This is a genomic window from Scandinavium sp. NPDC088450 (assembly GCF_044900545.1).
GTDB lineage: Bacteria > Pseudomonadota > Gammaproteobacteria > Enterobacterales > Enterobacteriaceae > Scandinavium.
Window position 1 is genome coordinate 143578 of the sequence record NZ_JBJDNI010000008.1, and the last position, 19873, is coordinate 163450.

The following is a 19873-nucleotide window of genomic DNA, read 5'->3' on the forward strand; positions in this document are numbered from 1 at the left end:
CTTGATGAGAAAAAAGTCCCTGACAACCGTCACGCTGAAAGGCGCACTCGTGCTCTTCACGCTGCTTTTCAGCCTGTGCGCATCCTCTGCCACGTGGGTAAACCGCACGCGCATTATTCTCAGTGAGCAGGAAAATGACATGACATTTTCAGTATTCAATGAAGGCGACTTGCCCGCATTGATGCAGCTCTGGAGCGATCGTGACAACCTGCTCGACCGACCAGAAACCATCAAAATGCCCTTTTTGATAACGCCCCCCGTTTTCAGGCTGGAAGCGGGCAAATCGCGTGCAGTGAGGATCCAACTGCTTCAGCAACACAAAGCGCTGCCACAAAACATCGAGTCTTTGTTCTGGCTCAACGTGCTGGAAGTGCCACCGAAAAGTGCAGCGCCTGCGGGAAGCCAAATTCTGCAAATGGCGTTCCGCACTCGTATCAAATTGTTCTATCGCCCGGCGGCGCTTGCCAACGTGCAGCTTGAAAACGGGGTGAAACAGCTGGCGGCCTCTCAGGTGCCCTGCGCGCAGTCGCCGTGTTTGCGCCTGAAAAGCACTTCGCCGCTGCACATCACGCTGCTCGCTATCACCTTGACGAACGGGACAAAGATATCGGCTTTGCCACAGGACGGCATGATTGCCCCTTTCTCAACACTCGACATCCCTCTGCCTGCGGCTCACGGGGCTGCAACGCTGAAGGAAGTGACCTGGGTAGATGACTATGGCGTTGCAAATCACCTCACGAAATAAGAAAAGGACGGTCTTATGATTGGCTTTAATTCAGCCTCCCTGCGCTACAAATTTATCTATCTCACTAAAAATGTTTATCACGGCATTGCGGTGAATTCGCTGTATTCGGAAGCGCTGAAAGGCTCGTCACTCAGCATGGCGAGCGACTATCCGATCCCGTTTTACATGATTGATAAATATCTTAATTTCATCCCGTTCTCGCTGCGTTTTAACAGCATTTATCAGCAGCGCGGCGGCAATTTTGAATCTGACGTGATCCTGCCGACCAAACGGCTGGAGACAAAGTGGATAACCTTCAGCAACATTCTGTTCTTTGTGGACATGTGCAACCCGGAGCGCAACTCATTTTTATCGCTCGGCCCGCAAGATTCTCTGGAAACGATCCATCAAAAGCTGGAGGTTTATTTGCAGCACTGCGCCGCGATCGTCAACAACGACAAAAAAAGGCAAAGTCCGGCGTTTTCTTTCTCGCTGCGCGATCAGGAGATGGTGTTTCACATTCTGGCCGGGCTGAGCATCAAAGAGATTGCCCAACAGCTCGGCGTCAGCGACAAAATGGTCTACAAAGAGCGAGACCAGTTGACCCGAAGACTGGAAATGCAGCAGGAACCGTTCACGTTTAAGCGCCTGGCGATGCGCAATCGGGTGCCTGTGGATGAACCATTGGTGAGTTAACAGAATCACCACGCAGACCGTGCAATCTCCTTGTCGCTCCAGTAGCTTAGAACGCATTATCTGTTGATTCTGGAGGATGTATGAAGATTGCCCACGTGGCCTTATGGACCCGAGATCTCGACGCTCAAGCCGCCTTCTGGCAGCGCTATTTCGACGGAAAGCCCAACGAGAAATACCTCAGTAAAAACCGCCCAGGATTTGCCTCTTATTTCATCACGCTGGCAGATGGCCCGACCGTGGAATTGATGACCCTGCCCGAACTGCCGAATGCGCCAGAAAACCGCGAGTTTTGCGGCTGGGCACACATTGCGTTGAACGTAGGCGATAAGCAGGCGGTCGATGCACTGTCGGCGAAAGCACGTGAGGAAGGAATTTTGAAAAGCGGCCCGCGCATGACGGGCGATGGCTATTATGAAGCGGTGATCACCGATCCTGACGGTAATTTGATTGAGCTTGTTGCAGGGTAATCCTGAGGCGCCTTCGCCTGGACAAGTTGAGGCGCTTTAACTAGTGTGCATTGAATAACGCATAGCGCACTATTCCGTTCACTTTATGACTGGCAGTCACCTTAACTTTCGCTGCACGTGAACGGGTTAAGGGAGCCTCTCGCGTCTCCCTTAACAATCCCGGCGACCCCGCGAATGAAACCGGTGCTTTGCACTAAACCTCCCTGCCAACCAGCTGCCTGTGGCCGGCTCGACTCGACGTCCCTGTCTCATTTCGCCTCAGTCCGCCATCCATGGCGGCCTGACCTTGTCATCTGGTCGTCAGCTCGGCGGTTTCAGCGGGGACCAACACCGGTGCCCACTGAAGCCGATGTGTGGGGTTTTCGTCCGGCTGAAAATCACCTCAACCTTCAGTGACTGACCGGGGCAGTCCTGCAGGTTCAGGAACCTACCCCGCAAACGCCTCTGCCACTTTGTCCATCAGCGCCATCTCTTCGCGGCTTAGCAATTTCTCGATATTCACCAGGATTATCATCCGGCTGTCCAGCACGCCGAGCCCCAGCAGGTAGCGGCTCGACAATACTGAGGCCACTTCTGGCGTCGACTTGATTTGCTCGACGTCCATCGACAGGACATCCACTACGCCATCCACCACGATCCCGACTACGCGATCGTTTAGATTCAGCACGATCACCACCGTGTTTTCGTTGTCGTCGCAGACGGGCAACTGGAAGCGCACGCGCAGGTCGACGATCGGGACGATCACGCCACGCAGGTTGGTCACACCGGTAATGAAATCCGGCGCGTTGGGGATGCGCGTCAGGCGATCGCAGCCGCGAATTTCCTGCACTTTGAGGATCTCAATGCCGTACTCTTCCTGACCCAAACGGAAGACGAGATATTCTTGCGCCGTGGCGTCGGCGCTGGCAGATTTACTGCCCATTGCAAGCGTCATGCTACTACTCCTTCCACACCGGCGACGTGCCGGGGGCTTTTTCTCTGCGGATGGTTGAGGGAGGACATTTCGACCACATCGAGGATCAGCGCCACGCTGCCGTCGCCGAGGATGGTGGCAGCCGAAACGCCGGGAACTTTGCGGTAGTTTTGCTCAAGATTTTTCACCACCACCTGCTGCTGACCAATCAGTTGATCGACCCACAGGGCATAGCGGCAACCGGCGCTTTGCACAATCACCACAATCCCTTCTCCCGCAGGGATCACGCCCGGGATGGCTAAACGTTCGCGCAGCATCACCAGCGGCAAATATTCACCGCGCACGTGCAGCAGGCGTTCCTGATCGACAAAGCGGTAAAGCATGTCTTCTTTTGGCAGCAGGGATTCCATCACCGCGCCCAGCGGCAGGACGTAAATTTCATCGCCCGTTTTCACCAGCATGCCGTCGAGAATAGCCAACGTCAGCGGCAGAATGATGCGAACCGTGGTGCCCTGGCCTGGCGTGGAGAGCACATCCACGTGTCCGCCCATCGCCAGAATGTTACGACGAACGACGTCCATGCCCACGCCGCGACCGGACACATCGGTCACGCTTTCGGCGGTGGAGAATCCGGCGGCGAAAATCAGCATCCACACTTCTTCATCGCTGATGCTATCGCTGACGTTCATGCCCTGAGAGCGTGCTTTGGCGAGGATTTTTTCGCGGTTAAGCCCTGCGCCATCGTCCGTGACTTCAATCACGATGTTGCCACCGTGGTGTTCTGCGGAAAGCGTCAGGTTGCCCGTGGCCGATTTGCCGTTGGCCACACGAACCTCTTTGGCTTCAAAGCCGTGATCGAGGCTGTTGCGTACCAGATGCGTCAGCGGGTCGATAATGCGTTCAATCAGGCTCTTGTCGAGCTCTGCCGAGCCGCCTTTCAGCGTCAGTTCGACCTCTTTGTTGAGTCGTGATCCCAAATCGTGAACCAGACGCGGGAAGCGGCTGAAGACATAATCCATCGGCATCATACGAATCGACATCACCGATTCCTGAAGCTCGCGGGTATTGCGCTCAATCTGCGCCACGCAGTTCAGCAGCTGATCGTGGTTGCCTGGCTCAAGGGCGCGGGTCAACTGTGAGAGCATCGCCTGGGTGATAATCAGCTCGCCGACCTGATTAATGATCTGGTCAACCTTGTTAACCGCCACGCGAATACTGCTGGATTCCTGAGTCGCAGGTTTGGCGGGTGCAGGTGTGCGAACAGGCGCAGCCACTGGCGGTTCAACAGGCTTTGGTACCGCTGTAAATGGCTGAATGGCAATCTGTGCAGCATCCAGAACGAAGCACAGCACCGCCGTGATGTCATCGGCGGACGCAGTCGTCGCAAGCTGTGCCGTCATGCTTTTGGCAGACGTTTCCACCTGCAAGAGTTCGCCGAGGTGGGCCAATTCTTCACGCAGTAGCGTTTGCTCGTTGCTGTCGATTTCGCTGAGCGTCACCTGCAATGTGATGGTGCCGTTCTCCTTTACGATCGGAGGCGGCGCTTCCACCGTCACCGCGCTTTTGACACCCTGTTCCTGTAAGGCGATGTCCCGCAAAGCCTCGCAGATATAGCGAAAACTCGCTTCATCCGGCTCCTGCGAAGACTGATAGGCTTCCAGTTGCGCTTGCATAATGTCTTTACTTTCCAGAAATAGATTAATGAGAGGCCGGCTGAGCACCCGTTCGCCACTGCGGGCCTGGTCGAGCAGGTTTTCCAGCAGGTGAGTCGTCTCCTGCAACGCATCAAACCCAAAGGTGCCTGCGCCGCCTTTCAGGGAATGCGCGACGCGGAAGATGGCGTTGAGCTGCTCTTTATCCGGCGAGGCAAGATCGAGCTGCAGCAAATGCTGCTCCATTTCGGCGAGCAGCTCGGCGGCCTCACTAAAGAAAATCTGCGAAAAATCATTCACGTCCATCGGTATAACCCTGAACAGGCTGAAGTGAAGTCTCGTTGAGCTCCGTTTCCGGGCGTTGAGACAGCGTATTTTCCATCAGGATTTCCCGCTCCTTCGGCTTGCTGAGCACCAGAATACTGATGCGACGATTACGCGGGTTATCCGGTGCGACATTTTCGAGCGACATCCGGCTGGCAGTGCCGATCACCCGCAAGAAGCGCTCATCGCTCAGGCCCGCGCTCACCAGCACGCGACGGGCTGAATTCGCACGCCCGGCGGAAAGCTCCCAGTTGCTGTACCCCCCTTCTCCACCGGCATACGGCAAGGAATCGGTGTGTCCGGTCAGGCTCAGTTTGTTCGGCAACTCGTTAAGCAACGGTACCAGCGCTTGCAGGATGCCGTTCATGTACTGCTCCGGGCGTTCGCTGCCGACTTTGAACATCGGGCGATCCTGCGAATCCGTTATCTGGATCAGCAGGCCGTCGTTGGTCAGGGTCAGCAGCAGGTTAGATTTGAAATTGTTGAGCCGCTGATCGGTTTCGATCATCGCCTGCAGCTTTTCTTTGGCCTGCTTCAGGCTCTGCATACGCCGCTGGCGTTCCATGCTGTCGAGCTTGCCTTTAAAGACTTCGCCCTGCTGTTTGATCAGGTCATCGCCGCCGCCGGGGATGATGCTGTCGCTGAGGCTGGTTTTATTACCCTGCGCCATCGACGGTTTAAGCGGCATTCGGAAGTAATCGGCAATCAATTCGCGCTGCATATCGGTGGACTGCGACAGCAGCCACATCACCAGAAAGAATGCCATCATCGCGGTCATAAAATCGGCATAGGCAATCTTCCAGGTGCCGCCGTGATGCTCGCGCTTTTTCTTCTTCCGCTTGCGCGAAATAATGACAGGAGCTCCGCTCTTCATGCCGCCGCATCCGTGGTTTTGCCTTTCACACTGGCGTTCGATTTCACTTCACGAACGTGTTCTTCCAGCTCTTCAAAAGACGGGCGCTCGCTGGTGAAGATGGTTTTACGGCCAAATTCCACCGCAATCTGCGGGGCGTAACCGTTAAGGCTGGAGAGCAAGGTGACTTTAATACATTGCAGGATTTTCACCTGATCGGTGCTTTTCTGGCGTAACAAGGTCGCCAGCGGCAACACGAAACCGTAAGCAATCAGAATACCGAGGAAGGTACCGACCATGGCGTGGGCGATAAGCATCCCAAGTTCCGCGGCAGGCCGGTCGGCGGCACCCAGCGCGTTCACCACGCCCATCACCGCCGCCACAATCCCGAACGCCGGGAAGGCATCGCCCACCGTGTTCAGACTGTGCGCCGGGACTTCGAGTTCTTCTTCGCAGGTCTCAATTTCTTCGTCCATCAGCGCTTCAATTTCGTGCGAGTTCATGCTGCCGCCAATCATCAGACGGAAGTAATCGAGCACGAAGTTGCTGAGCATCGGGTCGTTCATCAGGCGGGGATAAGCGCTGAAAATGTCGCTGCTCTGCGGCTCTTCGATATCCTTTTCCAGCGACATCAGCCCCTGAACGCGGCTTTTCGACAACAGCAAAAACAGCAGCGCCATTAAATCCATGTACACCGCTTTGTTGTAGCGCTTACCGGAGAACAGTTTGACCAGCGCACGGCCCGTGGCTTTCAACGATTTCACGTTGTTGCCGACAATAAACGCCCCGACCCCGGCACCGCCGATAATCAATAACTCCACCGGCTGAAACAGGGCGGCCATCTGCCCGCCCGCTAACACAAAACCACCAAAAACAGTTGCTATGACAACAAGATAGCCAATGATAACTAACACAAACTCTCCTTTTGATTTTCAGTCCGGCAGCGCGTTTAACGCCGCCGTCTCAATGCCATCTTGTGTGCCACATCCGTCAAAAAATCAGGCCGTCGCCGCCGTCAAATCACTGGCCGCAAACGGGTTAATATGCCCGACGTGGCTGACCTGAGATTTTTTAAAGGCCCGCGAGGGTGGGCTGCACAAGCTGCAGGTAAACGGGTTTTTGATGTACTCGGTGGTCACCACAAACCCGCCCTGGCACACGTTGCAGGCTTTGCGGGAAATAATGCCGCAATCAATAAAGCGTAATAATGTCCAGGCGCGCGTCAGGCCCAGCACCGGTTTTTCATCGGTGCGCGAGCAACACTGCTCCAGATATAAACGGTAAGTCTTCATCAGCGTGCGAATCGGACGCCCGGACTCGGTCTGTTTTAAATAGAGATAAATGTTATAAAACATCGACGAGTGAATATTCTGTTCCCAGGACATAAACCAGTCCTCGGAGAACGGCAGCATGCCTTTCGGTGGCGGGCAACCGCGCAACTCTTTATATAAACGCAACAGGCGACGACGACTGAGCGACGTTTCTGATTCCAGTACTTGCATTCTTGCGCCGAGGGAAATTAACCCCATGGCGATATTCACTTCTTCAATTTCTTGCAGCAGGCTTTTCTCACACATTCCAGGCACCTCGCTCGACTTCGACAGGTTCTTCACTCAGAGAATTAAGCAGATTGGTCGACAAAATAATGCCGGTGTGGATCTGCTGCAAAGCTTCAATTCGAGAATCCTTGGTCAGATTCTCAATCACCATTTCATCGTCAACACGTAGACGACAAATAAGTTGATTGGTCGCAGCCAGTTTCATTAACTGCGGCAGTGACAGTTCCTTTAAGTTGTCAATCGTCCCTTCAGACAATCCGAGACGAAAGCCGGCAGCAAATTTGTCCTGGCGAATAAGCTGCTGCGCTAACAGCAAATAAGACAAATTGATATCGTGGATATGTTGCAAATATTCATCAAAACTGGACACAGAAAACGCCTCAATATTCATCAGCCAGAAACTGGCGAGTCAAAGGTGGTAATGAGAATTACCGGACTGATGCAGAGGATCTTTTGGCATTGATATTCCTTATTCCCCACAAGGGAGACAGAGGGAATAGAAAATTCTCACGCCAATGCCAAAGGATGACTGCATCTCGAAACTGAGCAAATGATATCCACTAAGAATTTTCCGTACAACGCCTACGAAAAGTCTTAAAAACAAGGATTAGCAACAAATCATTGATTTTATTGATTAATAACGGTTATTAATCGTTCTTAAAAATCACCCCTTTAACAAAAACAGCGGTAAATTCAGCATGTTAACATTGTTAATGTTACCAACCTGTTACTCTTGTGCTTCATAATCCATGCGGCTTCGTAACCGTTTTATTGCCAGGCTATGCAATTGACTGACCCGCGTTTCGGTTATACCGAGCACTAAACCAATTTCTTTCATGTTTAAATCTTGCTGGTAGTAAAGCTGCAATATTCTTTGTTCCCGTTCGGGGATCATCCGAATATGGTCGGCAATGTTCTCCATCAGGTTCTGCTGGATAGCTTCGTTAATCGGATTCAGGGCGGCATTGTCATCGCCGTTGTTTTCCCATACGTCTGCGAAGTTTTCCTGCAACTCATCCATCGAATACATTTGGCTGCTGTTATTGTCAGCCAGCATTTGATGAAATTCCCTCAGCGACACACCCATGCGTTCAGCAATATCAGATTCCGTTGCTTCGCCGCCTTTTTCCTGCTCGACTTGCTGGATAATGACGCTTATTTCACGCGAATGCGTTCTGACTCGTCGCGGAACCCAATCACGTTCACGTAATTCATCCAACAATGACCAGCGAACGCGCTGGATAATCCAGGCGCTCAGCGTGACACCTTTTTTTGGATCAAAACTTTCAATGGCGCCAAGAAATCCCATTGCGCCGGCCTGGATTAAATCATCCAGTTCGACACTGGCCGGCAGGCGTTTTTGCAAACGTAATGCTTCCTGCCTGACCAGATAATGGTATTTCGACCATAATGCCGTTTTGTCTTCAAGCCCTTCGGCCGTGTATATCCCGTCCACGTTCCCTTCCACCCATTATTCTCAGTGAGAATTATCCGGTGAAACTGAGCATTCAAATAGTGCGATAAGCTTTTATAAAAATGCCCAATCTGGTACTTCGTGCGAACCTGAAAACATTTATCTCGATAATGGCTAACACGCCGGGACATTCTGAGATCAGAACGTTTCCCATTGTGCATTTTCATCTTTCGCCAGCGTCGGCGCACGACGGCCTGCGGTGTCGGCTTGCGCTACGGTTTTCACCGCGCTCTCATCGTTGCTGAGGACAAACTGCGCCACCAGCTTCTCAAGCGAATCAGACTGCGCTTCCAGCTCACCCGCTGCAATGGCCGCTTCTTCTACCATCGCGGCGTTCTGCTGGGTGACGAGATCCATTTCATTCACTGCCTGTGAAATCTGGTTGATACCCGCACTTTGCTCGTCGGAAGCCGAGGTGATTTCGCCCATAATTTGCCGCACTTGCGCCACCGAGGTAACGATATCCTGCATCACTACGCTGGCCTGATTCACCTGACGTGAACCGGTGTCCATATTACTGACGCAGGTGTTGATCAACTGATTGATCTCTTTTGCCGCGTCCGCGCTGCGTTTGGCGAGGTTACGAACTTCTTCCGCCACCACCGCAAAACCACGCCCTTGCTCACCGGCACGCGCAGCTTCCACCGCCGCGTTCAGCGCCAGGATATTGGTCTGGTTGGCAATGCTGTCGATAACACCGTTGATGTCAGCAATCTGACGCGAGCTTTCAGTGATTTGCGCCATGATTTGCTCAAGGCTTTGCATCGCTTCGCCACCGTGCTGGGCATTATTGCTCGCACTTTCAGCCAGTTGACGCGCCGCATGAGCGTTATCCGCATTCTGGCGCACCGTCGTTTTGATTTGCTCCATGCTGGCGGCGGTTTCCTGCAACGCCGCCGCCTGCTCTTCGGTGCGTGAAGAGAGATCGTTGTTGCCGTGGGCAATTTCCTGCGCATTGGTGTGAATGTGCAGCACGCTTTCACGAATACCCAGAATGGTGCTGGTGAGCGAGGTGCGCATCTGCTCCAGCTCTTGCAGCATTTTGCCGATTTCGTTGTTGTTGCCGACTTCCACCGCTTTGCTCAGATCGCCTGCCGCCACTCTTTTCAGCAGTTCAACGGTCATTTCCATACGGCGAACCAGCGTGTGGCGCAGCCAATAGCGAACCGCCAGCAGCATCGCAATCGCCATCACCACCACGATAATGCCTACCGTTATCATGTTCTGATAATCGGACTCGGCTTCGTCGATATAACCCTGACTCTGCTCATCTGTGATGGTGTTATAGGCTTCAATTTTCGTGCGCAGAGCCGTACGCAGTTTCATGTCATCTTCAAGCGAGCCGGTGTATTCCTGCGGGCGATGCAGATAATCAAGTTTATGCTGAACGCCACCATAGACGGCATCGAACGCTTTTTTCACTTCTGCCGCCGCGTTACTCTCTTCTTCAGAGTTAAACGGCGAGGCCATGTACGCTTCGATATTGTCGTGTGCGCTTTTGAGTAATTTCTGCGTGTGCCCCACCAGTTCCGGCGAAAGCGTGCTACCCAGTGAAGCCTGCAACATCAGGCCGTTGGCGTTTGCCAGCGTCGCGCTGATGTTATAGGCCGCATCACGCATCTCGTTATTGTTGTCTGACGCCACGAGGATACGTTTGAAATTGCCGTTATTGGAGACGGAATTAAAAACAGAGAAAGCCGTAATGCCAAACAGCATGATCGCGAATAACGCGATAATCAGGCTAATAGCCGTGTAGATATTAAGTTTCTTTAACATAGTTAGCGTACGCCCGCCGCGGACAAAACCTGCCCGTACGCGGAGGGCGCCCAGTGATGGTTTAAAGAGAAGAAGCCTGAATTACTTGGTAAACAGGTTCATTTTTTGCATCGCCTGAAACACCATCATTGAGGCATTCAGCGCGTATTCAGACATTTTGGAATCCATCACCAGCGAGGTCATGGTGCCGTAGTCCGAACCGATGGCGTTCTGGATGTTGACGATCATGTCGTTGATTTGGACGTTGCCACTCAGGTCTAAAGCGTCAATCTGCTGCAGGTTGGTACCCAGTTCCGCCTGCGCTTTGCCCAGCTTGGTAATGCCTGCACTGACGGCTTTACTCGCGGCGCTCAGTGCATCTTTCAGCTCCTGGTCACCGGTTGGGTTCTGGAGTTCAGCGGCGGCTTTTTCCAGCACTTTGAAGATGTCGCCAAACACGTCTGAACCCAAATGGCCGACAGTCATTTCGGTGCCTTCGGCGACGGTTTGCTTGCGTGCTTCGATGCCGCCCACATAGTTGCCATCGGCATCAAACGGTGCCCTGTCGGTCATAAAACCGGAGAAAATATAGCGCCCGCTGCCGTCGCGGCTGTTTGCCAGGTCGAGCAAGTTGGCACGAATGCCTTCAATCTCTTTCCCCAGCGCCGCCCGGTCTTCTGGCGAATAGGTATCGGTTTGGGCGGCGACAATTTTTTCTGTCAGATTGGTGGTCAGCAGGTTGCCGACCGAGCTCAGCGTATTGTCTTCGTGCTGCAGTGAATTGCGCACGCTGGAACGCACAGTGCTGTACAGCTCAAGCTTGGCCAGCGCGTCCTGATATTTCACCGCATCGGTGGCAGCCGCGGGATCGTCCGATGCGCGCAGCAAGGATTTCCCGGCGGATAAACGCAGGTAGATATCGTTGTTATCACTCACGCGTTTCGCCATGCTGTCCGCGCTTTGTTTAAACATATAAAGCGTACTTAATCGCATCATTGAGTTCCTTATCTGATCGACAACAGCGCGTCAAACATGGTGTTGGCCGTTTCCAGAATCTGGGCGTTAGCCTGGTAGTACTGCATAAACATCTGCATGTTGACCGTCTCTTCGTTGGCATCCACGCCAGAGAGGGCCTGCTTGGTGTCGTATTTGGTGTCGAGGTCGATTTTGGCCGAGGTCAGCGAGGAATTGACGGCGCGAGCGTTCGAACCAATGGTGCCGACCAGTTTGGTATAGGCTTCGGTCAGGGTCGCTTTGCCAATCAGCCTCTCGTTCTGGATTTCCAGCATCGCTTCCAGGTTTTTGTTGTTGCTGACCCCGCCGCCTGCCATATCGGAAGCCGCAATCTCGTTGCCGTTTTTGATGGCTCGCGAAATCCCTTCTGCCGCACCCGCCACAGGATTAACCACAAAGCTGTCGCCTGCGTTGAAGGTGCTGCCCGCCGGGATCTCAATTTCCAGACCGTCAAACTTCAGCGTGCCGCCCGTCGCATCGACGGTAATCGGGCGCCCATCAGCCCCTTTCACCGTCCAGTTAGCGCCGTCAAAGCCGATGGTATAGTCTTCGGCGTTCACGGCTTTGTAATCGGTGACGTTGATGTTGCCGAGGCTGCTGCCGCTGGTGTTATTGGCATTGGCGATGGCTTTGATTTCCGGCAGCGAGAACAAGTCCTGACCGACGTTGCCATCCAGATCCAGACCTTGACCGTTCTGCTCGTTGAAGCGGCTGGCCATCTGGAACGCAATCTGGTTCAGCTCATTACGCGCCACCGCCAAATCTTCGTTGCGGAATTTGAACAGCCCGGCGAGGCGGCCTTTGGTGAAGCTAGTTTCGTTGACCGGTGAAGCCACACCATCGCTGCCGACGTAAGAGACGATCACTTTGTTCGGGTCACTGGCAGAAGGGCTGGCGGAAAACTCGAAGTTTTTGCCACCCGACACCAGAGGGCGCCCGTCAGCCAGGGTCACATCCACACGCCCGCTCACGCGGTTTTCGGTCACTTCAATGCCCATTTGCTGGCTCAGGCGAGCTAACAGATCGTCGCGCTGATCCAGCAGATCCGCAGGCGGCGTGCCGCTTTGCGCCTGAATACGCTCCAGTTGGGTGTTGATCTCCGCCAGTTGCCCGGTGAAGCTGTTAATGTCCTTAACGCTTTGTTCGATATGGGTGTTGGTACTTTTTTCCAGACCGGTTAAGCGTTTCCCGCTGTCGTTGTAACGCTGAGTCAGTACGCCAAGGGAGTTAAACACCGCGGTGCGGTTGGCCGGGTCTGCGGCATCGCCGCTCATGGTCGCCATCGCTTTGAACAGGTTGTTCAGCGAAACCGACACGTTGTCCGACTCATCGCCCAGCATGTTGTCGATATCAGCCAGTTGCTCCTGGCGACCTAGAAACGCGTGGTAGGTTGAGATAGAGCCACGCAGCTGGTGATTGGTGAACGCGTCATAAGCACGCTGCACGCCAACCACCTGTGCGCCATAGCCGTAGAAACCGCGTGCCGTCGCCAGCCCGCCGGACTCACCGATAATGATATCGCGGCGGCTGTAGGTGCCGGACATGCTATTGGTGAGGTTGTTGCCGACCACGCTAAGGGCTGCTTGCCCCGTCGCCAGGCCGCTTCTCGCGATATTAAAGAGGTTATTCATAAGGAGTCCAACAGGTTCCGTTGTTGATGCCCGGCCCGCAGGCCGGTCAAAAAATCAGTGCTCTGTTACTTTCATCGGTGATTACGAAATTCTCTAAAACGACTTTGCTAAAAAATTTTCGACAAGTCGTTTTGGTAAGCCGCCACGCCCTGCTGAATGTCGCCTTTCACTTTCTGAATGATGGTGATGAGTTTTTTGGCGTACGCCGGATCGGTGGCATAGCCGCCCGCCTGCAGCGCTTTCGCGCCCTGCTCTGCACTGTTGGATTGCACCACGTTGTGGTAGCGCGGGTTCTTGGTCAGCAGCTTCGCGTAGTCGGACAGCGCGTGTTCGTAGGAGTCGTAAACGCGGAAAGCCGCTTTGACTTTGCGCTTCACGCCGTTGAGGTATTCAGTGGTGGTGATTTCGGTCGTTTTGCCCTGCCAGTCGCCGGTGGCCTTGATACCAAACAGGTTATGGCTCGGCTTGCCGTCCGCAGTCTGAATTTCACGCCGCCCCCAGCCGGATTCCAGCGCGGCCTGCGCGAGGATCAGATGCGGATGCAAACCGCTTTTCTCTGCCGCTTCCTGTGCAGGACGCATCAGGCGCGTAATGAACGGATGCGCGCCTTCAGCCGGTTGCTCGAACGCCACGCGAGCAGGTAAACGCAGTGGGCCGGTGGCCGCTGCTGGCAACGAATGAGGGTCGCTTCCTGGCGCGGCGATGTTGCGGTTTTCGCTTTCCCCGCCTAACTGACGGACGATAAGATCGGCAAAGCCGAGCTGACCACTCCCGGCAATGTTTTGCGCCACCTGCTGATCGTGCAGCGCGGTGAACATCTCTGACGACTGGCTGTGCATCAGGTCGTCCTTGATGGTGGCTTCGCGCATGCTTTTCATCATCATCTGCACGAAGATGCCTTCCATCTGCTGCGCGGCCGCTTTCAGTGCGCCGGGCGACGAACGCCCGGCCTCACGTTTGAGCGTATCGAGGGAACGGACATCAAACGCCGGGTGGTTAAATTTATCCGCCGCATTCATCAGTTCACCTCCAGCTTCGCCCGCAGACAGCCTGCATTTTTCATCGCCTGCAAGATAGACATCAGCTCGTTTGGCGTTGCGCCCAGGTTGTTCAACGCGCGTACCACAGTGTTGAGATCGGTACTGCTGCGCACGTTTTGCAGCGAACCGCCGCGATCGCGCACCGAAATATCCGTTTGCGGCACAACGACCGTTTCACCGCCGCCAAATGGCGTATCAGGTTGGCTGATAACGTTGTTCTGTGTCACTTCCACGGTCAGTGAACCGTGCGCCACGGCGCAGGCATCCAGCGAAACGTGGCGGTTCATTACCACTGATCCGGTACGTGAATTCACAATAACTTTCGCGTCCTGCACGCTGACGCGCAGCGGAATATCCTGAATGTTCGCCAGGAAACGCACGCGCGATGGGCCATCGGCTGGCGCAAACAGACGCACCGTACGGGCATCTTCCGGGATAGCCGCGCCGCCGCTGTAACGACGGTTGATTTCGTCGCTTATCTGCTGGGCAAGGGAGAAGTCAGATTCGTTCAGTTGCAGGCGCACCACATTCTGTGTCGCAAAATCATTCGGCACTTCTCGCTCGACGGTCGCCCCACCGCTGATTCGCCCGCCGTTCAGTTGGTTAACCTGCACACGGCTGCCGCCCGCCTGAGCACCCGCGCCGGAAATCAGCACGTTGCCCTGCGCCATGGCGTAAATCTGGTTATCTGCGGCTTTCAGCGGTGTCATTAACAGCGTGCCGCCGCGCAGGCTTTTGGCGTTTCCAAGCGAAGAAACCACAATGTCGATTTTGTCGCCGGAACGGGAAAACGGCGGCAGATCAGCCGTCACCATCACCGCCGCGATGTTTTTCAACTGCATGTTGGTGCCAGGCGGCACGGTGATGCCCAGTTGAGAAAGCATGTTGCTCAGGCTTTGCCCGGTAAACGGGGCCTGCATGGTCTGGTCGCCAGTACCATCAAGCCCGACCACCAGCCCGTAACCCATCAGCGAGTTGGAGCGCACGCCCTGCACGGTCACCAGATCGCGAATACGCTCGGCATGAACCATTTTGGGCACGCTCAGCATCATGCCGTAGAGCAGGATGCCGGTAAAAAACAGGACTATTTCTTTTTTCATCGTCATATCAGAAAGGTGAAAGGTTCAGGAACAGACGCTGCAACCAGCCCATGGTCTGCGCTTCGTTGATGTAACCGTTGCCGACATACTCAATTCGCGCATCCGCCACCTGGGTGGACGGCACGGTATTGCTGCCGCTGATGGTGCGAGGGTTCACCACTCCGGAGAAGCGAATAAATTCCGTGCCCTGATTGATGGCGATTTGCTTTTCGCCGACCACCCGCAGGTTGCCGTTCGGCAGCAGCTGATTGACGGTGACGGTAATCGTGCCGGTGAAGGTGTTTCGCGCCGCCGCGCCGCCTTTTCCGGCGAAGTCGTTTTTGCCTTCGGCGTCAAAATCCGCTTTGCCGTCACCCAGCCAGCTGTTCATTTTGGTCGGCACCGCAATCAGGCCCATTCCGGCCGACCCATTACGGTTGGCACTGGCGGAGGAGCTTTTGCTGGCGCTGACGTTTTCCTGCAACAGGATGGTCAGGGTGTCGCCAACGTTGCGCGGTCGTCGGTCTTCAAACATCGGCTGATAGCCGTAGTTCATGCCTTGTCCAGCCATAAACAGCGAGCCGCCGGCAGCAACCGGTGCCATCGGTGAGGGTTCTGCCGACGTGGGGCCTTCCACCAGAGGTTTTTGCAGAATATGCGCGCAGCCACTCAGCAGCAGAGCGCCAGTCAGCAGGGCAAAACGGGAAGGCAAGTGCGTAAGAAGTGTTTTCATTTCCGTGTCGGTAACAGGTCTGACGGCCCGATTTCAGGCCGTCAGAGAGAGGGAATTACAACTGAGAAAGGCGCTGCAGCATCTGGTCAGATGCAGAAACGGCTTTGCTGTTGATTTCGTAGGCACGCTGAACCTGAATCATGCTCACCAGCTCTTCCGCCACGTTGACGTTGGAGGTTTCGATGTAAGTCTGTTTCAGCGTCCCGGCATCTTCCATGCCCGGGTTGAGTTCGTTCGGTGCGCCGGAAGCTTGAGTTTCGCTATACAAGTTGCCGCCAAGGCTTTCCAGACCCGCTTCGTTGACGAAGGTCGCCAGCGTCAGCTGTCCAATCTGCTGCGGCTGCGCCTGGTTCGCCAGCGTGACGCTGACAATCCCGTCCGGGCTGATAGACAGTTTTTTCGCGTCAGTTGGCACTGTGATCCCCGGTTGAATCGGGTGACCTTCGGCATTCACCAGTTGGCCATTTTCGTTTTTGTCGAAGTGACCATCGCGGGTGTACGCCGTGCTGCCATCCGGCATCTGCACAGAGAAAAAGCCTTTGCCTTCAATCGCCACGTCCAGCTCGTTGCCGGTCTGGTTTAACCCGCCCTGCGTGTGAACACGCTGGGTAGACACCGGGCGAACACCGGTACCCAGTTGCAAACCACTTGGCAGCGTGGTCTGCTCGGAAGCCTGAGCGCCGGGCTGACGCATGGTTTGATAGAGCAGGTCCTGGAACACTGCACGCTGGCGCTTAAAGCCGTTGGTGTTGACGTTGGCAAGGTTGTTGGAAATAACATCCATATTGGTCTGCTGCGCTTCGAGACCAGTTTTTGCTGTCCATAAAGAACGGATCATGTGTGACTCCTGGTGAGCAATTAGCTCACGCTTAGTAGCTGGTTAGCCTTCTGGGCGTTCTCGTCGGCGGTGCGGATGACCTTCATGTTCATCTCGAAGCCGCGTGAGGTGGCGATCATCTCGGTCATCGCCCGTACCGGGCTGACGTTGCTGCCCTCCAGGGATTCCGGGCTGAGGCGCAGCGTGTCGTCCTGCGCCAGCGCGCCACCCACGGCGGGTTGGAACAGGCCGTTATCGCCGTGCAGCAAATCGCTCATTGCTGCGTTGACCATCTTCAGACGCCCAACGGGCACCACGGCTGTCGGATCGTCGCCCGCGCCCAGCGAGGAAAGGGTACCGTCAGCGGCAATCGTCACTTCAGACTGCGGCGGCACCACCAGCGGCGCACCATCGCCCATCAGCGGATAGCCGTTAACGCTCAAAGCGCCTTCGCTGTCGACATTGATGCTGCCGTTGCGGGTGTAACCTTCGCTGCCATCCGGCAGAGCTACGGCTAACCAACCGTCCTGCGGCAGCGCCACATCGAGGTTGCGTCCGGTGTGAGTAATCGGCCCCATGGTGTTGTCATGAAAAGGCGAAGACTCCGCCACCAGCGCGCGGGTGCGCAGGGTTTCGCCCTCAATCGGCACTGAGCGAAAGGCCGCCAGTTGAGCGCGGAACCCCGCCGTCGAGCTGTTGGCGAGGTTGTTAGAGGTGACCGCCTGACGGTTGAGCGCCGCATTAGCGGCACTCATGGCGGTGTATATGGCGCGATCCATCGTCAGCTATCCTTAACGCAGGTTAACCAGCGTCTGCAGAAGCTCAGACTGGGTTTTGATGGTCTGGGAGTTCGACTGGTAGTTGCGCTGGAAGACGATCATGTTGACCATCTCATCGCCCAGTTCGACGTTGGATTGCTCCAGCATCCCGCCGCTGATGGTGCCGAACGTGCTGGTGCCCGAGGTGCCAAAGAACGGTTGCCCAGACTGCGGCGTTTCGGACCACAGGTTGTTGCCTTCAGACGCCAGGCCGCCCGAGTTGGCGAAATCGGCCATCACCACCTGAGCCACGTTCTGGCGCTCGCCGTTGCTGTAAACCACCACGACTTCACCACTTTTACCAACAGTGAAGTTCAGCATCTTCCCAGCGCCGTAGCCGTCTATCTTGTCCAGCTTGGTGGAATAACTGTTGTCGTACTTGGTGATGCTGGCGAAATCGATCTCCACGCCAAGAGGATTCGAACCATTAAATGCTGCGCCGTTGACGGTCAGTTTGGTATTGGGGCCTTTGAGTTTACCGTTGGTATCAAACTCGAGATCCAGTTCGGTCAATCCGTCATTGGGGCCTGTCGGCGAGGTTTCGTTACGGGAATACGCTGTCCATTCCCCGGCGGCGGTCTGCACGTAATAAATCTTAATGGTGTGCTTGTTGCCGAGGCTATCGAACGCTTCCACCTGGCTTTGGTAGTTAAAGGTGTTTTCGTCCTTGTAATCAAAGTCCGCTTTGCTGTGAAGGTCGGTATCACCCGCAGGCAGGTTACCTGTCAGAGAACCTGCAGTGGAAGCCAACGGCGGCATATCGTCAGAAGGAATTCTGATGGGGCCAATCGGCGAGCCCGGGTTGATGACCGGCGGCGTGCCGCTGGCCTGATAGCCCGTCAGAAACAGACCGTTGGTGCTGCTGATAATGTTGCCGTTTTTATCCTGCTCAAACTGCCCGTTGCGGCCGTAAAACACACCGCCGCCCTCAGTCTGCATACGGAAGAAACCGCGCCCGGTGATACCCATATCCAGCGCGCTGTTACCCGTGGTCAGGCCACCGTCTTTGAAGTTCTGGGTGACACTTCCCACCTGCACACCGAGGCCAGTGCCCCCGGCAAAAATATCGGCGAAGGCAACAGAGCCCGCTTTAAACCCCGCAGTCTGTGAGTTAGCAATGTTGTTGCCGACCACATCCAGCGCTTTCGAGGCGGCCTTCAGACCGCTTAAACCTTGTGAAAAACCCATAATCTGCTTCCAGAGAGTAAGTAATGAATTATTTTTGAATGACGTACACGTCGAAGGCACTGACCGGATCGCGATCGCGCAAATGAAGCACTGCGCCATCCTTGGTCATCGTCACACCCTGAACCTGGTCCTGAACCAGAGAGGTGACCGTCGGCGCTTCGCCTTCCGCACTCTTCGCGTCGAGCGTCACGGTGTACTCTCTGTCCGCAGGCGGTGCTTCTGGTTTGAAGTCTTCGAGATCGTCGAGGCTGTAAGTCTTCACACCCGACTTCACGTTCTTCAGCTCGGCGGTATAGGCGTTGCCCTGGTCGTCCGTCAGGGTGACGGTGACCGTCTCGGCGTCCTTATCCAGCATGAAGTTGAAGGAGTCAGGCAATTCAGCGCCGTCTTCCTCTGTGCCCGATCCAAAGGCGACTTTCGGTTCGCCTTCCACCAGCACGGTGCGCCCTACCCAGGAGGCTGCGCCCAGACTGCCGAGATAGCCCATCATTCCCTGCACGCCGTCCATCGCGGAGTTGAGCTTTTCGATGCCCGCCGCGGTGTTGAACTGTGCCAACTGGGAAGTAAGCTGGTTGTTGTCCATCGGGTTGGTGGGATCCTGGTTTTGCATCTGCGCCACCAGCAGCGTCATAAAGCTCTGAGAGAGATCGGCTGCGCTGTTGCCGGTGCCGTACGACCCGGCGCTGCTGTTATTGTTGTTAACGGAAGAGACCGCCATGATTTGTCCTTACTGACCCAGGGTTAAGGTTTTCAGCATCAGCGTTTTGGCGGAGTTCATCACTTCCACATTGGCCTGATAGCTGCGTGAGGCCGAAATGGTGTTGACCATCTCATTCACCACGTTGACGTTAGGCATGCGTACATACCCTTGTTCATCTGCCAGCGGATTACCCGGCTCATACACCATGCGGTCTGGCATCGTGCTTTCCACCACGTCGCTGACTTTCACTCCACCGATGTCCTGGCCTGCGGCAGCGTCCACTTCGAACACCACCTGGCGGGCGCGATACGGCTGTCCGTCCGGCCCGGCCACGCTGTCGGCATTCGCCATGTTGCTGGCGCTGACGTTCAGGCGGCGGGATTGGGCTGCCATCGCCGAACCCGAAATATCAAACACACTGAATAACGACATCGCT

General features: G+C 55.2%; 21 protein-coding genes. 3 read left to right on the top strand and 18 right to left on the bottom strand.

Annotated features, from left to right (window positions below):
* Window positions 1–4: 4 nt before the first annotated feature.
* The 3 genes from ACI2I2_RS09785 to ACI2I2_RS09795 all read left to right on the top strand — a co-directional run bounded on the left by ACI2I2_RS09785 (window position 5) and on the right by ACI2I2_RS09795 (window position 1887).
* Complete coding sequence (locus ACI2I2_RS09785; RefSeq protein WP_404657735.1) at window positions 5–745, top strand: molecular chaperone; 741 nt, start codon at window positions 5–7, stop codon at window positions 743–745.
* A gap of 15 nt (window positions 746–760) precedes the next feature.
* Window positions 761–1420, top strand: coding sequence for a helix-turn-helix transcriptional regulator (locus tag ACI2I2_RS09790; RefSeq protein WP_404657736.1), 660 nt, complete (start codon window positions 761–763; stop codon window positions 1418–1420).
* Window positions 1421–1500: 80 nt separating this feature from the next.
* A complete protein-coding gene (locus tag ACI2I2_RS09795) occupies window positions 1501–1887 on the top strand; it encodes a VOC family protein (protein WP_404657737.1) in 387 nt (128 codons plus the stop codon).
* Window positions 1888–2314: 427 nt separating this feature from the next.
* Here the strand turns inward: ACI2I2_RS09795 and ACI2I2_RS09800 are convergent, their stop codons facing one another.
* The 18 genes from ACI2I2_RS09800 to flgC all read right to left on the bottom strand — a co-directional run bounded on the left by ACI2I2_RS09800 (window position 2315) and on the right by flgC (window position 19869).
* Window positions 2315–2821 (bottom strand): chemotaxis protein CheW, encoded by a 507-nt coding sequence (locus tag ACI2I2_RS09800; protein ID WP_404657738.1) that lies wholly within the window; start codon window positions 2819–2821, stop codon window positions 2315–2317.
* Window positions 2818–4758 (bottom strand): chemotaxis protein CheA, encoded by a 1941-nt coding sequence (gene cheA / locus ACI2I2_RS09805; protein ID WP_404657739.1) that lies wholly within the window; start codon window positions 4756–4758, stop codon window positions 2818–2820. Before cheA ends, ACI2I2_RS09800 begins: the two co-directional genes overlap by 4 nt.
* Entirely contained in the window at window positions 4745–5650 is a 906-nt protein-coding gene (motB, locus tag ACI2I2_RS09810; protein WP_404657740.1) for a flagellar motor protein MotB, read from the bottom strand. Before motB ends, cheA begins: the two co-directional genes overlap by 14 nt.
* On the bottom strand, window positions 5647–6543 hold the full coding sequence (motA, locus tag ACI2I2_RS09815; protein WP_404657741.1) for a flagellar motor stator protein MotA: 897 nt from the start codon (window positions 6541–6543) through the stop codon (window positions 5647–5649). Before motA ends, motB begins: the two co-directional genes overlap by 4 nt.
* Before the next feature lie 84 nt (window positions 6544–6627).
* Entirely contained in the window at window positions 6628–7206 is a 579-nt protein-coding gene (flhC, locus tag ACI2I2_RS09820) for a flagellar transcriptional regulator FlhC (protein ID WP_404657742.1), read from the bottom strand.
* Window positions 7199–7558 (bottom strand): flagellar transcriptional regulator FlhD, encoded by a 360-nt coding sequence (gene flhD / locus ACI2I2_RS09825; RefSeq protein WP_404657743.1) that lies wholly within the window; start codon window positions 7556–7558, stop codon window positions 7199–7201. Before flhD ends, flhC begins: the two co-directional genes overlap by 8 nt.
* Window positions 7559–7915: 357 nt before the next feature.
* Complete coding sequence (locus ACI2I2_RS09830) at window positions 7916–8644, bottom strand: RNA polymerase sigma factor FliA (protein ID WP_404657796.1); 729 nt, start codon at window positions 8642–8644, stop codon at window positions 7916–7918.
* 156 nt (window positions 8645–8800) lie between these two features.
* On the bottom strand, window positions 8801–10438 hold the full coding sequence (locus tag ACI2I2_RS09835) for a methyl-accepting chemotaxis protein (protein WP_404657744.1): 1638 nt from the start codon (window positions 10436–10438) through the stop codon (window positions 8801–8803).
* An 81-nt stretch (window positions 10439–10519) separates the two neighbouring features.
* Window positions 10520–11410, bottom strand: coding sequence for a flagellar hook-associated protein FlgL (gene flgL, locus ACI2I2_RS09840; RefSeq protein ID WP_404657797.1), 891 nt, complete (start codon window positions 11408–11410; stop codon window positions 10520–10522).
* A gap of 11 nt (window positions 11411–11421) precedes the next feature.
* Window positions 11422–13062, bottom strand: a complete 1641-nt coding sequence (gene flgK, locus ACI2I2_RS09845; protein WP_404657745.1) for a flagellar hook-associated protein FlgK — start codon at window positions 13060–13062, stop codon at window positions 11422–11424.
* 107 nt (window positions 13063–13169) lie between these two features.
* Window positions 13170–14081 carry a flagellar assembly peptidoglycan hydrolase FlgJ gene (gene flgJ / locus ACI2I2_RS09850; RefSeq protein ID WP_404657746.1) on the bottom strand — a complete coding sequence of 304 codons (912 nt, stop codon included), beginning with the start codon at window positions 14079–14081 and terminating at the stop codon, window positions 13170–13172.
* Complete coding sequence (locus ACI2I2_RS09855) at window positions 14081–15208, bottom strand: flagellar basal body P-ring protein FlgI (protein WP_404657747.1); 1128 nt, start codon at window positions 15206–15208, stop codon at window positions 14081–14083. The genes flgJ and ACI2I2_RS09855 overlap by 1 nt, the downstream gene beginning before the upstream one ends.
* A 1-nt stretch (window position 15209) precedes the next feature.
* Window positions 15210–15914 carry a flagellar basal body L-ring protein FlgH gene (locus ACI2I2_RS09860; protein WP_404657748.1) on the bottom strand — a complete coding sequence of 235 codons (705 nt, stop codon included), beginning with the start codon at window positions 15912–15914 and terminating at the stop codon, window positions 15210–15212.
* A 55-nt stretch (window positions 15915–15969) separates the two neighbouring features.
* Window positions 15970–16752, bottom strand: a complete 783-nt coding sequence (gene flgG, locus ACI2I2_RS09865) for a flagellar basal-body rod protein FlgG (RefSeq protein WP_404657749.1) — start codon at window positions 16750–16752, stop codon at window positions 15970–15972.
* A 20-nt stretch (window positions 16753–16772) separates the two neighbouring features.
* Window positions 16773–17510 (bottom strand): flagellar basal body rod protein FlgF, encoded by a 738-nt coding sequence (locus ACI2I2_RS09870; RefSeq protein WP_404657750.1) that lies wholly within the window; start codon window positions 17508–17510, stop codon window positions 16773–16775.
* A gap of 12 nt (window positions 17511–17522) precedes the next feature.
* The gene (gene flgE, locus ACI2I2_RS09875; RefSeq protein WP_404657751.1) at window positions 17523–18737 is read right to left on the bottom strand and encodes a flagellar hook protein FlgE; all 1215 of its coding nucleotides are present in this window, start codon (window positions 18735–18737) and stop codon (window positions 17523–17525) included.
* Between the two features lie 28 nt (window positions 18738–18765).
* Window positions 18766–19455 (bottom strand): flagellar hook assembly protein FlgD, encoded by a 690-nt coding sequence (locus tag ACI2I2_RS09880; protein ID WP_404657752.1) that lies wholly within the window; start codon window positions 19453–19455, stop codon window positions 18766–18768.
* Window positions 19456–19464: 9 nt separating this feature from the next.
* On the bottom strand, window positions 19465–19869 hold the full coding sequence (gene flgC, locus ACI2I2_RS09885; protein WP_404657753.1) for a flagellar basal body rod protein FlgC: 405 nt from the start codon (window positions 19867–19869) through the stop codon (window positions 19465–19467).
* Between the last annotated feature and the right edge of the window lie 4 nt (window positions 19870–19873).

What these genes read in the sequence shown, in the direction of transcription:
- flgE (WP_404657751.1), bottom strand. Translation starts at nt 18,737, where the DNA reads ATGGGTTTTTCACAAGGTTTAAGCGGTCTGAAGGCCGCCTCGAAAGCG.
- ACI2I2_RS09855 (WP_404657747.1), bottom strand. Translation starts at nt 15,208, where the DNA reads ATGACGATGAAAAAAGAAATAGTCCTGTTTTTTACCGGCATCCTGCTC.
- ACI2I2_RS09835 (WP_404657744.1), bottom strand. Translation starts at nt 10,438, where the DNA reads ATGTTAAAGAAACTTAATATCTACACGGCTATTAGCCTGATTATCGCG.
- flgJ (WP_404657746.1), bottom strand. Translation starts at nt 14,081, where the DNA reads ATGAATGCGGCGGATAAATTTAACCACCCGGCGTTTGATGTCCGTTCC.
- flgG (WP_404657749.1), bottom strand. Translation starts at nt 16,752, where the DNA reads ATGATCCGTTCTTTATGGACAGCAAAAACTGGTCTCGAAGCGCAGCAG.
- flgL (WP_404657797.1), bottom strand. Translation starts at nt 11,410, where the DNA reads ATGCGATTAAGTACGCTTTATATGTTTAAACAAAGCGCGGACAGCATG.
- ACI2I2_RS09880 (WP_404657752.1), bottom strand. Translation starts at nt 19,455, where the DNA reads ATGGCGGTCTCTTCCGTTAACAACAATAACAGCAGCGCCGGGTCGTAC.
- ACI2I2_RS09785 (WP_404657735.1), top strand. Translation starts at nt 5, where the DNA reads ATGAGAAAAAAGTCCCTGACAACCGTCACGCTGAAAGGCGCACTCGTG.
- motB (WP_404657740.1), bottom strand. Translation starts at nt 5,650, where the DNA reads ATGAAGAGCGGAGCTCCTGTCATTATTTCGCGCAAGCGGAAGAAGAAA.
- ACI2I2_RS09795 (WP_404657737.1), top strand. Translation starts at nt 1,501, where the DNA reads ATGAAGATTGCCCACGTGGCCTTATGGACCCGAGATCTCGACGCTCAA.
- flgK (WP_404657745.1), bottom strand. Translation starts at nt 13,062, where the DNA reads ATGAATAACCTCTTTAATATCGCGAGAAGCGGCCTGGCGACGGGGCAA.
- ACI2I2_RS09790 (WP_404657736.1), top strand. Translation starts at nt 761, where the DNA reads ATGATTGGCTTTAATTCAGCCTCCCTGCGCTACAAATTTATCTATCTC.
- flhC (WP_404657742.1), bottom strand. Translation starts at nt 7,206, where the DNA reads ATGTGTGAGAAAAGCCTGCTGCAAGAAATTGAAGAAGTGAATATCGCC.
- ACI2I2_RS09870 (WP_404657750.1), bottom strand. Translation starts at nt 17,510, where the DNA reads ATGGATCGCGCCATATACACCGCCATGAGTGCCGCTAATGCGGCGCTC.
- ACI2I2_RS09860 (WP_404657748.1), bottom strand. Translation starts at nt 15,914, where the DNA reads ATGAAAACACTTCTTACGCACTTGCCTTCCCGTTTTGCCCTGCTGACT.
- flgC (WP_404657753.1), bottom strand. Translation starts at nt 19,869, where the DNA reads ATGTCGTTATTCAGTGTGTTTGATATTTCGGGTTCGGCGATGGCAGCC.
- cheA (WP_404657739.1), bottom strand. Translation starts at nt 4,758, where the DNA reads ATGGACGTGAATGATTTTTCGCAGATTTTCTTTAGTGAGGCCGCCGAG.
- ACI2I2_RS09800 (WP_404657738.1), bottom strand. Translation starts at nt 2,821, where the DNA reads ATGACGCTTGCAATGGGCAGTAAATCTGCCAGCGCCGACGCCACGGCG.